The sequence below is a fragment of the Thermococcus sp. genome (assembly GCF_027012695.1).
Taxonomy (GTDB): domain Archaea; phylum Methanobacteriota_B; class Thermococci; order Thermococcales; family Thermococcaceae; genus Thermococcus.
The window spans coordinates 1-13,091 of sequence record NZ_JALUYR010000043.1 but is presented as its reverse complement, the minus strand read 5'-3'; the positions used below and the strand labels follow the sequence as shown (position 1 = coordinate 13,091).

Annotated in this window: 14 protein-coding genes; 3 read left to right on the top strand and 11 right to left on the bottom strand. The window is 55.1% G+C overall.

The window, feature by feature from the left end; genetic code table 11:
• Positions 1 to 19 precede the first annotated feature (19 nt).
• Together MV985_RS02540 and MV985_RS02535 are read right to left on the bottom strand one after the other, a co-directional pair.
• A complete protein-coding gene (locus MV985_RS02540; RefSeq protein ID WP_297460598.1) occupies positions 20 to 1,000 on the bottom strand; it encodes a hypothetical protein in 981 nt (326 codons plus the stop codon).
• A 5-nt stretch (positions 1,001 to 1,005) separates the two neighbouring features.
• A complete protein-coding gene (locus tag MV985_RS02535) occupies positions 1,006 to 1,326 on the bottom strand; it encodes a heavy metal-binding domain-containing protein (protein ID WP_297460590.1) in 321 nt (106 codons plus the stop codon).
• A gap of 105 nt (positions 1,327 to 1,431) precedes the next feature.
• Between MV985_RS02535 and dph2 the strand changes: the two genes are divergently transcribed.
• The 3 genes from dph2 to MV985_RS02520 are packed head-to-tail and all read left to right on the top strand — an operon-like array spanning position 1,432 to position 4,412.
• Entirely contained in the window at positions 1,432 to 2,460 is a 1,029-nt protein-coding gene (gene dph2, locus MV985_RS02530; RefSeq protein ID WP_297460581.1) for a diphthamide biosynthesis enzyme Dph2, read from the top strand.
• 1 nt (position 2,461) lies between these two features.
• Complete coding sequence (locus MV985_RS02525) at positions 2,462 to 3,070, top strand: METTL5 family protein (RefSeq protein WP_297460564.1); 609 nt, start codon at positions 2,462 to 2,464, stop codon at positions 3,068 to 3,070.
• Between the two features lies 1 nt (position 3,071).
• Positions 3,072 to 4,412 (top strand): RsmB/NOP family class I SAM-dependent RNA methyltransferase, encoded by a 1,341-nt coding sequence (locus MV985_RS02520; protein WP_297460554.1) that lies wholly within the window; start codon positions 3,072 to 3,074, stop codon positions 4,410 to 4,412.
• A gap of 3 nt (positions 4,413 to 4,415) precedes the next feature.
• Here MV985_RS02520 and MV985_RS02515 read toward each other — a convergent pair whose 3' ends face one another.
• The 9 genes from MV985_RS02515 to MV985_RS02475 form a co-directional block, all read right to left on the bottom strand.
• Positions 4,416 to 5,264, bottom strand: coding sequence for a hypothetical protein (locus MV985_RS02515; protein WP_297460534.1), 849 nt, complete (start codon positions 5,262 to 5,264; stop codon positions 4,416 to 4,418).
• Positions 5,265 to 5,367: 103 nt separating this feature from the next.
• A complete protein-coding gene (locus MV985_RS02510) occupies positions 5,368 to 6,429 on the bottom strand; it encodes a mechanosensitive ion channel family protein (protein WP_297460836.1) in 1,062 nt (353 codons plus the stop codon).
• A 44-nt stretch (positions 6,430 to 6,473) separates the two neighbouring features.
• Entirely contained in the window at positions 6,474 to 7,115 is a 642-nt protein-coding gene (locus MV985_RS02505; RefSeq protein ID WP_297460528.1) for a DUF432 domain-containing protein, read from the bottom strand.
• A gap of 31 nt (positions 7,116 to 7,146) precedes the next feature.
• On the bottom strand, positions 7,147 to 8,955 hold the full coding sequence (locus MV985_RS02500; RefSeq protein WP_297460520.1) for a hypothetical protein: 1,809 nt from the start codon (positions 8,953 to 8,955) through the stop codon (positions 7,147 to 7,149).
• A gap of 284 nt (positions 8,956 to 9,239) precedes the next feature.
• The gene (locus MV985_RS02495; protein WP_297460513.1) at positions 9,240 to 9,920 is read right to left on the bottom strand and encodes a DUF434 domain-containing protein; all 681 of its coding nucleotides are present in this window, start codon (positions 9,918 to 9,920) and stop codon (positions 9,240 to 9,242) included.
• Positions 9,921 to 9,941: 21 nt separating this feature from the next.
• Positions 9,942 to 10,718: an HD domain-containing protein gene (locus MV985_RS02490; RefSeq protein WP_297460506.1), complete on the bottom strand. Its 777-nt coding sequence runs from the start codon at positions 10,716 to 10,718 to the stop codon at positions 9,942 to 9,944.
• An 86-nt stretch (positions 10,719 to 10,804) separates the two neighbouring features.
• On the bottom strand, positions 10,805 to 11,218 hold the full coding sequence (locus tag MV985_RS02485; RefSeq protein WP_297460499.1) for a PIN domain-containing protein: 414 nt from the start codon (positions 11,216 to 11,218) through the stop codon (positions 10,805 to 10,807).
• A 30-nt stretch (positions 11,219 to 11,248) separates the two neighbouring features.
• The gene (gene eif2g / locus MV985_RS02480) at positions 11,249 to 12,481 is read right to left on the bottom strand and encodes a translation initiation factor IF-2 subunit gamma (protein WP_297460491.1); all 1,233 of its coding nucleotides are present in this window, start codon (positions 12,479 to 12,481) and stop codon (positions 11,249 to 11,251) included.
• 168 nt (positions 12,482 to 12,649) lie between these two features.
• Positions 12,650 to 13,091 (bottom strand): hypothetical protein (locus tag MV985_RS02475; protein ID WP_297460483.1); only part of this gene is annotated, 442 nt, incomplete at its 5' end.

The window sequence follows — 13,091 nt, the reverse complement described above, 5'->3', positions numbered from 1 at the left end:
CCTCTCCGTCGGCTTCCTACTACCACCTAACCGCCGGTTCCTCGTTCTCGGTTCTCGCCAGAGGGAGCAGCTTCCAGAAGATGGCCAGGGAAAACCCGAGCATCGTCAGGTAGCTCCCCCAGAGGAGGAGTTCCGAGCGGGTGAAGTGCCAGTAAGAAGCCATCCAGTCAAGCAACCAGTGAAGGAGAATCGCGATTAGCAGGGCCCGCCTTCCCGCCCCGCTGCGATGGGAGTGGGCGAAGAGCAAAGTTGTCGATGCGTGGAACATCAGGGCCAGTGCCCTCTCGACCAGCGCAAGCATCGAACCACCGAAGATGGCCGAGAGCGTTGAGACGTAAAGGGCCTCACCGATTCCGAAGCCCGCCCCCACGTAGGTCGCCCTCCCGAGCGTTTTGTCCCGGGCAAAGTAGTACTTGAGGGGCTCCTGGATCAGGGAGGCCACCAGACCGCTCCAGAGGGTGACATAGACAGGGTCGCTCAAGCCGAGGTATCCAGGGAGCGCCTGCAGGGGCGGTTGGACCAGGAGAACGGGGATCAGCAGGACCGTGCCGAGAACCAGCTCACCCGCGTGAAACTTTCTCAGGTATGCCCAGAGGAGCAGCAGACCGAGGAGTCCTCCGGTGAGGGGATATATTGCCCCGGCCGGATTGAAATCCGGGACGAGGTGGAAACCCTCCACCCTGCCGTTTCTAACGGTGACACTCACCCTGTACGAACCCCTCTCCGCTGTAACCCGGTAGTAGTAAACCCTGTAGTTGTTCTTATTCACCACCTTTTCCAGGGTGTAGCCCCTTATCTGCCCGAATTTATCCACCAGCTCGCCTCTAACCGCGCTGAAAACCCTCTCGGTGAAAACTCCCCTCATCCCGTCGCCGAGATAGGGCTCGACCACGGAATAGTTTCCCGTTTTGAGGGCCTCCATCATGGCATCCTGCGGGGTGAGGGAGAGGGTGAAACCAGAGAGAAGGAGAAGGAAAAGAAACACGGGAAGGCGCCTCATCGGGATCACTCCGGTTCTATTATGACGGCGGTTCCAAAGGCATAAACCTCGGCCATCCTCTGGCCGACGTTGGAGGTCATGAAGCGCATTCCAATAACCGCGTTGGCGCCCAGCTCCTCCGCGTTCTGCACCATCCTCTGAAGGGCAATTTCCCTGGCCTCGGCCATCATCTCGGTGTATTCCTTAACCTCCCCTCCGACCAGGTTCCGGAAGGCCGCTATAATGTCCCTCCCCAGGTGGGTTGCCATGACAACCCCACCCCTCGCTATCCCCCTGACCTCGACGACGCGGTATCCGGGGATTCTCTCGGTCGTCACGACTATCATCCTCACACCCCCATACCTCGGACTTCGATGTATTGGAAAAGGAAGTATAAATACCTTCCGGCGATGGGGATTTAAAGGGTTGCACCAACTTCCGGCGGTGGTGAGATGCACGAGGTTTCCATGGAGGAGATACTAAAAAAGCTCCGCGATCTTAACGCTGAGAGGGTTCTCATCCAGACACCGGAGGGACTCAAAGGTGAGGCCCAGGCGCTGGCGGATTTCCTTGAAGAGAATGGGATAGAGGCGATAATAAGCGGCGACATCAACTACGGTGCCTGCGATCCAGCCGACACCGAGGCCAGGAGGCTCGGCTGCGACGCTCTCATCCACCTCGGCCACAGCTACATGACACTCCACCTCGAGGTTCCGACGATATTCGTGCCGGCCTTTGCAAAAGTTGATGTGGTTCCGGCCCTCGAGGGGAACATCAACGAAATCAAGAAACTGGGAAGAAGAATTGCCCTCGTCACGACGGCCCAGCACATCCACCAGCTCGAGGGGGCGAAGGCTTTTCTGGAAGGGAAGGGCTTCGAGGTTCTCATTGGAAAAGGCGACTCCCGCGTTTCCTGGCCGGGACAGGTTTTGGGATGCAACTTCTCGGCTGCAAAAACCGATGCCGACGGGGTTCTCTTCATCGGAGCGGGCTACTTCCACCCGATAGGAGTTGCGATGGCCGTGAAGAAGCCCACCTTGGCTGTCAACCCCTACTCGGGCGACGCCTTCTGGATGGAGAGAGAAGCGGAGAGACTCATCAGGAAGCGCTGGGCGCAGATAGCGAAGGCGATGGATGCCGAGCGCTTTGGGGTCATCACAAGCACCAAGAAGGGCCAGCTAAGGCTTGCCGAGGCAAAGAGAATCGTTGAGCTCCTCAAGGAGCACGGGAGGTATGCCAAACTGATGGCAATGAATCACATAAGCTATCCCGCTTTGGAAGGCTTCGATTTCGATGCCTACGTCGTCGTTGCCTGTCCCCGCGTGCCAATAGACGACCACGAAAACTGGAGGAAGCCGGTTCTCACACCGCAGGAGGTCGAGATACTGCTGGGCCTTCGCGAGGACTACGAGTTCGACGAGATACTTGGAGTTGAGCGGAAGACGGACGAGCCGCTTGGAATAGCACTCCACGGTGGTTGATGTGAAAAAGAAGCACCTGGCGATGCTCCTTTCTCAGTTGAAGGGCTTTCCTGAGCCAAGGCCCGAACTCGAACAGTACAGGACGCCGGGGAACGTTGCGGCGGAGCTCCTTTGGCTGGCCCATTCTTTGGGCGACGTCGAGGGAAAAATCATAGCCGACCTCGGCGCCGGGACGGGGGTTCTCTCGGTAGGGGTCTGCCTCCTTGGAGCGGAGAGAGTTTACGCGGTTGAAATAGACGGAAAAGCCCTCGAAACAGCTCGTGAAAACGCCGCTTCCCTTAACATCGACTGCATCGATTTCATCAACGCCGACGTCTCGGAGTTCTCGGAAAAGACAGACACCGTCATCATGAACCCCCCCTTTGGAAGCCAGGTTAAGCACGCCGACAGGCCCTTTCTGAGTAAGGCCTTTGAGGTGAGCGATATAATTTACTCAATTCATCTCGCCAAGCCAGAGGTAAGGCGCTTTATAGAGTCCTTTACACGCGATCATGGGTTCTCAATAACACACCGAGTAACCCTCCCCTTTGAGATCCCGGCCCAGTTCCACTTCCACCGAAAGAGACTTGAGAGGATACCCGTTGACATCTACAGGTTCCAGAGGTGTTAGTATGGGAAGGCTCAAACTATCGGACAGACAGCTCTACGCTCTCGTTGAGGCGGTCAAGCTCGGTGAGGAGGTCAAGCCCAGTCAGGCCGCTAAAAGAAAGGCCTTTGCGAGGTATAGAATCGAAGGCTGGGAGAACTCCAAGCTTACCGGGATTTTCTACTCGATTCAGAGGAGGCTCGGCCTCATCGATGAGATTATTGGGGAGCTCGTCGGTGTCTCTCCGCTCATCCTCGACCCCTGGCTGAGAGCGACGCTGAGGGTCGCAGTTGAGGTTGCCGTCTTTCGCGACCCGGGCGAGAAAACGCGGCAACACCTAAAGGGCCTCGCCCAGTTTCTGTCAAAGCGAACCCACCCCTACGTTGGCTATTACTACTACGACCTCCTTCCTAGGGTTCTCGAATACATGCCCGTTATCGACTCCGAGGAGAAGAGGCTGAAGTGGGACTACCTCTTCCCGGAGTGGTTCATAAGGCGGATGAGAGCCCTCCTCGGCGATGAGGCTGAGGAACTCCTCAAAGCGCTCAACGAGACCCTGCCGACGAGCATAAGGGTGAACCGGCTGAAGGCGAGCGTTGAGGAGGTTGAGGAATACTTAAGGAAAAAGAACGTCCGCTTCGAGAGGAGCGAGAGGGTTGATACCGTCATCAGAATCCTCGATCCGTTCAACCCCGAATGGCTCCTCAACAAAGGCTGGGCCATGGCCCAGGAGGAGGCTCCCGCTCTGGCTTCCCTCGTCCTATCGCCGAAGCCCGGCGAAACTGTCGTTGATTTAGCAGCCGCTCCCGGTGGAAAGACCGCCCACATGGCCGAGCTTATGAACAACGAGGGCAAAATATACGCCTTCGACATCGATAAAGCCAGGATAAAGAGGATGACCGAGGTGCTGAGGAGGGCGGGCGTCGAGATAGCGGAAACAATAAAAGCCGACGGCAGGAAAGCCCCGGAGATACTCGGCGAGGGAACGGCCGACAGGGTGATGCTCGACGCACCGTGCACGAGCGACGGGACGATAGCGAAGAACCCCGAACTTAGATGGCGTCTCCGGGAGAAGAACATAGCCAGGGTCGTTGCCCTTCAGAGGGAGCTAATTGAGAGCGCCTGGAGACTTTTAAAGCCCGGCGGAAGACTGCTCTACTCAACCTGCTCGATGCTGCCGGAGGAGAACGAGGAGGTCGTGAAGTGGTTCCTTGAGAGGCACGCTGACGCTAAGCTCATTCCCCTGAGCGGGCCTTACAGTCCCGGTTTTCTCCCTGGAACGATGAGGGCCTGGCCCCACAGGCATAGGACCATAGGCTTTTTCTACGCGCTGAGTGAGAAGAAAAGTAACAGAAAGAAAGGTTGAAGTTTAATAAAACTCGATCCGACTTATGACTACCCTCTTTCCTATCTCCTGCGAGATCTCGCCGGCTTCTTTATAGATAAAACGTTCAACTTCTTCCCTCACATTTTGGGGTAACTTCTCCTCTGAGGTGATTTTTATAATGGCGTGTATTCCATAGCCAGCCCCCAGCGCGTAACGAACCTCTTTAGCCTCAATCTCAATGGCGTTAGGTTGGATCCCAAAGTTTCTCAAGATGCCCTTGAGGCGGCTAACCATACCACGGAAGTAGGGATCAATCTCCACTGGAGCTCTTATAGTTACTTCTGTCCTCCGTTTTTTCAACCGTGGTCCCTCAGACGGAAGCTCTTTTTCAATTGCCGTTTCCTTGGGGTTAGACCCTGCTGTACTGAGTGTTTCAGTCGAAACCATAGGTCGTGCCGTTCTACTCCCCCTCTCTGTCTCTGATGGTTCCGTAGATACCCCCCCAATACTTGGGCATATCTCCCTCAACTTGAGCTTAGGTGTGGAGTTATATACCTCAAGGTTCTCAACTATTGACATCTTCAGTTCTACATCCGTCAATGGAAACGCATCAACGATAACAGGGCCCTCCTCGAGAATATCCTTAAGGATCTCTACCGCTGGCTTCCCAACAAGGGAACTTCCAGCACTTACGTTTTCAGATTCGGCTGCTAATAACTTCTCATGGTCTAAAAGGACCGTAATGTAATAGGGGTTACCTTGTGTTTTACCGAAGATCTTGAAGAACGCCCCCTTTCCCTTCTGGAGAGTTTTAAGGATGAGGTTCCCAAATTCTTCCTTATTTCTGCACAAATAATTCTCCACTAGCGGTTTGACTGCCGGTAATTCCACAAGATTCACCCCCAGCCAAGGGGGGTTAGAAAAGGGAATATTTACGTTTTTCTTAAGATTACCATCTTAACGTTCGATAAAATCTAACAAAAAATTAAGGACGTTAATGTTCCTCTATCTTCACCCTCAGTTCGTTGGCGAACCAGTTTACCCTCTGCGGGAACGGTATCTCTATGCCCTCCCGCTCTAACGCCTCCTTTATCTTCTTCATGAGGCGGTACTTCGAGCGCAGGAGGTTTTCCCCGATCCAGAGTGAACTCGGGACCCAGGCCCAGATGGTTATGTTTACCGCGCTGTTCCCCATGTTCTCAACGAATACCCTGGGTTCGGGCTTGGCCAGAACGTAAGGCTCCTCATCGAGAACTCCCTCTATAACCCGTATAGCCTTCTCAGCGTCGGCGCTGTAGGCTATCCCGATCTGCAGCGTCGTTCTCCTCGCGGGATACCTCTGGAGGTTGATGATCTCGCTGTTGAAGAGCTTCTCGTTTGGAATCCTGACAAGGGTTCCATCCCACTGCCTTATTCTCGTCGAGAGTATCCTTATGTCCTCGACGATCCCTTCGATGGTGGTCCCCGAGGTGGGGAGGAGTCTCACTGCGTCCCCAATCCTGAGGGGCCTGTCAAAATACATGAAAACACCCGAGACAAAGTTTGAAACAACCGTCTGTGAAGCGAAACCGAGGACGATACCCGTTATTCCAGCCGCCGCCAGCAGGGTGCTCAACTCACCCGTGATGCCCGCTATGTTGAGGGCGAGGAAGAAGGCTATCGTTATGAGGGTGTAGTAGAAAAGCTTTGCCTTCACCTGAACCTCCGGCAGTTTGCTCTGTGGTGTTTTGGCCATCATGTAGTCCTTGGACTTCTTCGCTAGGAGGTAGGAAAAGTAAAAGATGAGCACCGCCGTGAGAAGGTTGCTAAGCGACATCCCCCAGAGCTCGTAGGAGAGTATCCCTATCGCGTCGAGGGAATAGATTATCGAAATAAACACTATGAGATTGTGGAGGGCAGACGCGGTTTCCTCGTTGATGATCCAGACGTACTTCGTGCTCCGGGAGGCCCGTATGATCTGCCTCCTGACCAGCCTTCCCGCGATTATTCCCAGGGCGATTATCAGGCCCGCCTTTATCAGGGAGAGCAGGGTTATCTCGAAGGGTCCCGTTCCCATCTCCCCCGAGACCAGGGTCGCGTTGAGGATTCCGCGGTTCACCCTCACCACCTCATCAGAAAGTTCGGCAGGGGCAGGGGTTCCCTGGTGGGTGTCAGCCCCTCCATCGGTGGATTCCCGGTGTTGTTAACCTCGGGAACATCCGATTTGAACTCAACGATAACCAGAGGGTAGTACGCCCTGTCTCCTGAGTAAAACATCACGCTTTCCCTGATGTAGACGACGACGTGGTCCATCTTCCGCCAGTCCCTCGAGTCGTTGAGTATGGACACCTTCAGGATGCAATTGGCCCCGGGTTCGGTGGTGTGTACCCCCGACCTCCAGTACCTTGCTATCGCCCCCACCTCGGGCGTTCCGTAGAGGGCGTACTTCTCCCTTGAGATCTGGAACCGGTCAATGACCGTTCCTCCAAGCCTCGCCTCGGCCTCGCAGGGTGCCGTCAGATAGATGTCCATGGTCTCCCTGGGAGGGATCAGAAGCCTGTCTTCGAAGTCCACGAGAAGAAGCTTCACACCGTAGCCCTCGGCCGGAGCGGGAACAATCTCGAACCTTCCCGCGGCCTTTTTGAGCAGAACCCCCACGTCCCCCCTCCGGTACCTAACGAGGTCCTCGGTTTCCTCGATGATGTGGATCTTGACGTCGCCAACTCTGATGAACTGCGTCCTGAGGGGGTACTCGCCGAACATGGAGAAAAATTGGGGGAGGAAGATTTAAAGTTTAGCTCGACCTTTCAAGCTTCAGGTCGGTTACCTTAACGTGAACGTAGAGCCCCTGCCCCGGGTAGGCTATGGACGCTGTTATCTCCACCGGAATCGGCAGCTCTGGAGATACCATCGTTTCTCCGTTCGCGGACATTCCCAAGAGGGACCCGCTCCACTCCACCCTGTACACCGGAAAGTCCATGCCGGCGAGCTCCACGCTTCCCGCGGGCTGCACCGTGTAGCCCTCACCACTCCCGCTAAGCGAGGTGACCTCGACAACGTCCCCATAGATCCCGCCCGCGAAGCCGTTGAAGAGGTCCCACATCTGATCGAAGGGACTCTCCCTTATCTCGGCGCCGCAGCTTATGTCTCCGTTCATCTCCCCGCTCTCCTCGTCGAGGGTGTAGCTGCACGAAGGCCCTTCTATGACCACCTTCTCGGGGGAGTTGCTCTCGGTTAGCTGGAGGGTTGATGGCATCCACAGAACCCAGCCCGTGTACTCCTCAAGCTTGTCCGGGGTAAAGTAGACCTCGAACCTGTAGGTGGAGCCGTCGTCCATCTCCACTACGGCGTAGGCCTTGTAACCGTCGTCCGTTTTCTCGTAGCCGCGCTCCATCGTGTAGTGGACTTCCTGGCCGGCCATCTTATACGTAATGTTGTATGTAATGCCTGTAAGCACGTAGCTCCCCCCGTTTATCTTCAGCGGCTTCGATGCGTCCCAGGCGAGCTTCCAGTTCTCGGAGGAGCTTGATGAGGGTGTCTCCGTCTGGGTTTCGGTGCTCGTCTCGGTTTCTGTTTCCGTTTCAGTTCCGCTGGAGGTGGGCTTTTCTATCGCGACGTTCATTCCCCCGATCTTCTCCTCGAGCTTTATGTCCTCTATCTTAAGCCTGGAGTACATCTTGGCACCCTGACTCATGCTCACAAAGGTTCCCTCCGTCTCGATGGGGACAGGGAGGGCCGGTGAGATGGTGGCCTTGCCCTGCATGTTAGTTCCGCCCAGGGAGTAGGTCCACTCCACCTTGCTCACCCTGAACCTCTTCCCGTCCAGGGTAACGCTTCCGTCGGGTTCTATCCTGTAGCTGTATGCCATCCCCATGAACGAGAAGCTGTATTCGTCCTTTTTCATGAGGTCGTGGCCCTCCAAGCCGCTCCATGCCCCGGAACCCATCATTGCCACCCATCCCTGGACGATGTAGTCTCCCAGTCCCTCCAGGAGTTCGCCCAGGTCGCCCTCGGTGTAGGGCAGTTCCGAATACTGGCCGATGGCCGCCGGGTTGCTCCAGAAGAAGTATCCCGTGTTGCTCTTTGCCTCGATTAAAACTCCCGTTCCAGTCGCCAGCGCTCCGAGGTTTGGAAGCGGCTGGAGGAAGTACCGGTCGGTGTCCTCAGTCCGCTCCTTCACGGCAACCAGGTACTCAAAGGTGGCGTTAGAATCCTCTTTGGGGGTTATCTTCCCGTAGTAGGCGAAGAGGTTGAACTCCCCAAGGTCCTTTCTCCCGTTCTCGTCGGCGTAGATGTGCGCCCTTATGTATCCCCTCCTCTTCTCGACATCGTAGGTTTTCTCCCCGTCAGGGGTTTTAACGGTGAAGGTGTACCTGATGTAAGTGACGTAGTAGGACTTCCCGTCGAGCTTTATCGGGTGGTAGGCGTCCCAGGGGGTTTCCCATGATGCTCTGGCAGAGCTTCCGGTGGTCTCAACCTCCCCGGATCCGTCTTCGGAAGTTTCCGGCGTACCCGTTCCTCCCCCTCCCCCGAGACATCCGCTGGCCACGACTCCGAAGAGGAGGAGCACCACAATCAAAACTCCCACTTTCCGCTTTCCCATGCTACCACCAGCCCCAAATCGCTGGAAGGTGCGGATTCGAAGTCTGGTTTAAGCGCCTCGACCGGAAGTGTAGAACCGGGAACTCTCCCGGTGGTCCGAGATCAGTGTTATCCTTTCGTCACAGTAGAGCCACTGTTTTCCCGCATCCGCCATCTCACTCCTCCCGAGGGGAGGGACAGCCCCCCGCTTTCTGGTGGAACGGGGAATCTTCGGTCTCATGGGCGTTCCTCCCGAACCGCAAGAAACGAAAGCGGTCAACCGCTTAATAGTATGCGTTCAAGATATTAAAGATTTTCCAACACTTCAAACCGGCCTGCAGCGAACCGCCCGAGGAGGTTCTCGAGGGGGATGGGCCTCCCGCCAAGGTTCTCCCCCACGTGCCGGGCCAGGTCAAAAACGTGGGAAACTCTCGATATAACCCCAACGTCCGCGGTAGCTACCGTCTCAAAGCCCTTCAGCTCGAAGTCAGGGTTCTTCACAAGCCACACCTCCCCGGATATGCCGGCCTCACCTATGGCCTCCTCCGTAAGCTTCCCAACGACCCCGCTCTTTGGAACGTTCTTTCCGTAGATGAAGACGACCTCCCCAAGGCCGAGTTCCCTCAGGTCCTCTCCGAGTTCCCGGAGGAGCACTCCGGTTCGTCCGCTGAGTCTGTACTTCCCCTGATACTTCAGGTCCCTCACGAGGCCGTCTTCACAGAGTATCGCCCTTCCCTCAACGAGCGATTCGAGGGTTATAAGGACGTTGAAACCGTCAATCGCCATCGTTTTTTCGCGGAGTTCCTCAGGACTTAGGAGTTTCTTCCTGACTTCCGCCATCCATAAGTCGGAAAAAACACATCTCGCCAGCAGGTGTCTCTCCTTAAGGGTCAGACGATAGTGGTTGGCGACGAAGTCGAGGGCGTACTTTTTCCTGTAACCCCTGTTCAGGAGGTACTTGAGGTCCAAGTACGCTTCGGTCAGCATAGGAGAAGAAAGGGTGAGGGGTTAAATAACCTTCTCCATAACCTCCCCATCCGTTCCAGTGTGAATCCTCAATTTCACCCTTCCACTGAGGAGGGAACTCTTGACCTTCTTCGTCAGAATCTCATCAACCTGGAAGATCCCCGCGGGATGTTTCATCCATATTTCGATGAGTATCGGATGCTCCTCGTCGCCGGCCTTTATCTCCACCCGTTCTATGGCGAGGGCCGACACCGCGTGGATGTCCACCCTATCCTTTCCGTGGACCAACCTGCTCCTCCCGGCTTCCATGTCACATCCGTCAGCTATAGTTACGAGAGAGCCCTCGATGGTAGTGCACGGAACCGCCTCGTCGTGGGTGTAGATGGCGTTGAGGGTGAGGGCCTTGAGCAGGAGGGGATCTCGTTCTTCGAACTCACTTACCAGCTTTCCGATTATCGGTTCGGCCAGCTGGACGCTGAAGGCGTAGTGGTTTATTCTGTGGATCATGTTCCCGATGTCGTGGAAGAGCGCTCCGAAGGCAACGATGAACTTGCTCCAGCGGAGGGGTTTTCCCAGCGTTTCGGCGGTGGTCTTGATATCGAAGGATTTGATTATTTTTAAAAGCTCCAGGGCCCTTCTCGTTGTCAGGAGAACGTGAACCGGCCCGTGATCGTTAAAGCCATAGACGTTGAGAACTATCGTGTTGGTGGTCTCGAAGTAGTAATGGTACCGGCGGAAGGTCTTCTCATACATTTCGTAAAGTTCTTCGTCCTCCATTAGTCTCCGTATCTCATCGAGCAAGCCTTCCTCCATGTACATTCTCTCACCCGAAGGAGTGGAGGAGATGGGGTTTTAAGGGTTATGACTCACAACAAAACCCCATAAGCTGCCAAAACCTGGTGTGATCACTCCAGCATACCCTCAAGCTCGAGGATCTTCTTCGAGCGGAGGTAAACAACCGGGACGCCCCTTTCCCTCAATCTCTTCTTCAGTTCCCTGTCGTTGGTGCAGACTATAACGCGCTCATTTCCCGTGGCAAAGTCAAAAATCTGGTCGTCTATCGGCCTTTTTCCGAATTCCCCTATTTCAACCCTCTCGAACCTCTCCGCAAGCCTCTTCGCCATCCTTACCGCCATCAGGTCCTTTCCACGGGATTTCCCTTCGATCACGTCCAGTTCCTGGAGAACCACGTTGGGAATAAGTATGTTGAACTTAACGTCGAGAATCCGGTTGAGCTCGCCTATTATGTCAACGCCAAACTGTCCGGGCACGAGGAGAAAGTTCGTGTCGGGGATAACCACCCACTCCTTCTTCCCCATTACGACCACCCAAAATGGAGAAAAGGTGGTTCACTCCCTGATGAAGCCGTAGCCTATGAGTCTCCATCTGCTGCCGACCTGCCGGCTTATGGCGACGCGATCGCCGACTTCCGCGCATATCGGAATCTGGAGCTTCAGCTCAACGGTGTCCTTCCCGAGGCCGGTAACGAGACCCATCGTTCTGGCTGTTCCGACGTTGAGGAGGAGCACTTCCTTCCTCTTTATCGGCTCAACCTTGAGTTCTTTTTCGGTTCCAACGACGCGGTCGAGGAGGTGCACCTCGAGCGTGAGATCCTCCCACACCGGCGGAAGCTGGCCGGGTTTTCCGACGACGTTTCCGGCCATGAGGTCGCCCTTGGTCAGGAACGGATCGAGTTTGGTTCCAACGCCTACGAGACCTCCGGGATAGGCCTCCTCAACGAACCGTCCACCGGCCTGGAGGGAAACTATCTCCGTCGTTATGGGCTCGTATTTTATCCTTCCGTGCTCCTCGTAGGGAACGCCGGGTCTTATCTCTATCTCGTCACCAACCCTGAGCTTGCCCTGGATTATCGAACCACCGATAACTCCACCCACGAGATTCTCCGGCTTTGTTCCGGGCTTGTTGACATCGAAGCTCCTTAAAACCAGCATCTTGGGCGGCTTGTTGAGATCGCGCTCGGGAGTTGGGATGAACTCCTCTATGGCGGCGAGCAGAACGTCCACGTTTGCACCGTGTAGGGCCGAGATCGGGATTATGGGAGCGTTCTCGGCAACGGTTCCTTTTATAAACTCCTTTATCTCGTGGTAGCGTTTGATAACGGTCTCCCTGTCAACGAGCTCGATCTTGTTGAGGGCTATGACGATGTTCCTGTTGCCCACTATCTGGAGCGCCATGAGGTGCTCCCTGGTCTGGGGCATTATACCCTCGTTGGCCGCTATGACGAGAACGGCTCCATCCATGAGGGAAGCTCCAGCCAGCATGGTGGTCATGAGGGCCTCGTGGCCCGGTGCGTCTATGAACGAAACGCGCCTCTCGAACTCGGTCTCGTGGCCGCAGTAGGGACACACCGGAGAGGTTGAGTACCTGCCGCAGTGAGGACACTTCCTGATCTCAGCGTCGGCAAAACCTATCTTTATCGTGATACCCCTCCTCAGCTCCTCGCTGTGAGTATCAGTCCAGATCCCGGTTAAGGCCTTCGTGAGTGTGGTTTTACCGTGATCAACGTGACCCACCATTCCGATATTGACTTCCGCCTGCCTAAACTCCTTCTTCTTTGCCATCTTCTCTCACCCCTATGGAGTAGAAACGATGGGCGCTTATTAAGGTTTCTTCATTCTCTATGACCAGGAGATTATCGTATCTCTGGGAGCCACAATGGAATCATGGTAAACTTTTTGGAACCCGCCCTCGGGGAGAGAATTGACATATTAGGGAAAAGTGTATGGAGTTCATCTAGAGTTAGGTTCACTCTTTGGTTTGTTGTCTCTGGCAGTTGCAAAAGCCCAGCCCACTATAAAAAGCGAGGATACACTCGCCATAAACGCCATTGTCAGGAGGTATTCCTCAGGCATGTAAGGTGCCTTCTGACATACCCCTTCGGGGGAGACCTCCCAGGGTGTTAAAATGCTGTCTAGTGGAGTGGTGAGTAGTAAGAACAATACGAATGAGCCAATGAGGGAGGGTATTCCGACACTCTCAAGGTTTCCTTTTCCCAGGGATTTCCCGAGGAAGTACCCAAAGTACAGGAACACCCCAGCGGGAATTAGAATGTCCACGTAGAGGTTCGTTAAGATACTGGCTAACTCGGAAGTCCCTCCCTTTTCCATTTCCCTCAATGCTATTGAGACCATTGTCCAGCCAAGGGCTGAGGTGGAAATAATTAGAGAGAGG

Bases quoted from the DNA above. Each gene is read 5' to 3' on its own strand.
- MV985_RS02540 (WP_297460598.1), bottom strand. From the start codon at position 1,000: ATGAGGCGCCTTCCCGTGTTTCTTTTCCTTCTCCTTCTCTCTGGTTTC.
- MV985_RS02535 (WP_297460590.1), bottom strand. From the start codon at position 1,326: ATGATAGTCGTGACGACCGAGAGAATCCCCGGATACCGCGTCGTCGAG.
- dph2 (WP_297460581.1), top strand. From the start codon at position 1,432: ATGCACGAGGTTTCCATGGAGGAGATACTAAAAAAGCTCCGCGATCTT.
- MV985_RS02520 (WP_297460554.1), top strand. From the start codon at position 3,072: ATGGGAAGGCTCAAACTATCGGACAGACAGCTCTACGCTCTCGTTGAG.
- MV985_RS02510 (WP_297460836.1), bottom strand. From the start codon at position 6,429: ATGGGAACGGGACCCTTCGAGATAACCCTGCTCTCCCTGATAAAGGCG.
- MV985_RS02505 (WP_297460528.1), bottom strand. From the start codon at position 7,115: ATGTTCGGCGAGTACCCCCTCAGGACGCAGTTCATCAGAGTTGGCGAC.
- MV985_RS02500 (WP_297460520.1), bottom strand. From the start codon at position 8,955: ATGGGAAAGCGGAAAGTGGGAGTTTTGATTGTGGTGCTCCTCCTCTTC.
- MV985_RS02495 (WP_297460513.1), bottom strand. From the start codon at position 9,920: ATGCTGACCGAAGCGTACTTGGACCTCAAGTACCTCCTGAACAGGGGT.
- MV985_RS02490 (WP_297460506.1), bottom strand. From the start codon at position 10,718: ATGTACATGGAGGAAGGCTTGCTCGATGAGATACGGAGACTAATGGAG.
- MV985_RS02485 (WP_297460499.1), bottom strand. From the start codon at position 11,218: ATGGGGAAGAAGGAGTGGGTGGTTATCCCCGACACGAACTTTCTCCTC.
- eif2g (WP_297460491.1), bottom strand. From the start codon at position 12,481: ATGGCAAAGAAGAAGGAGTTTAGGCAGGCGGAAGTCAATATCGGAATG.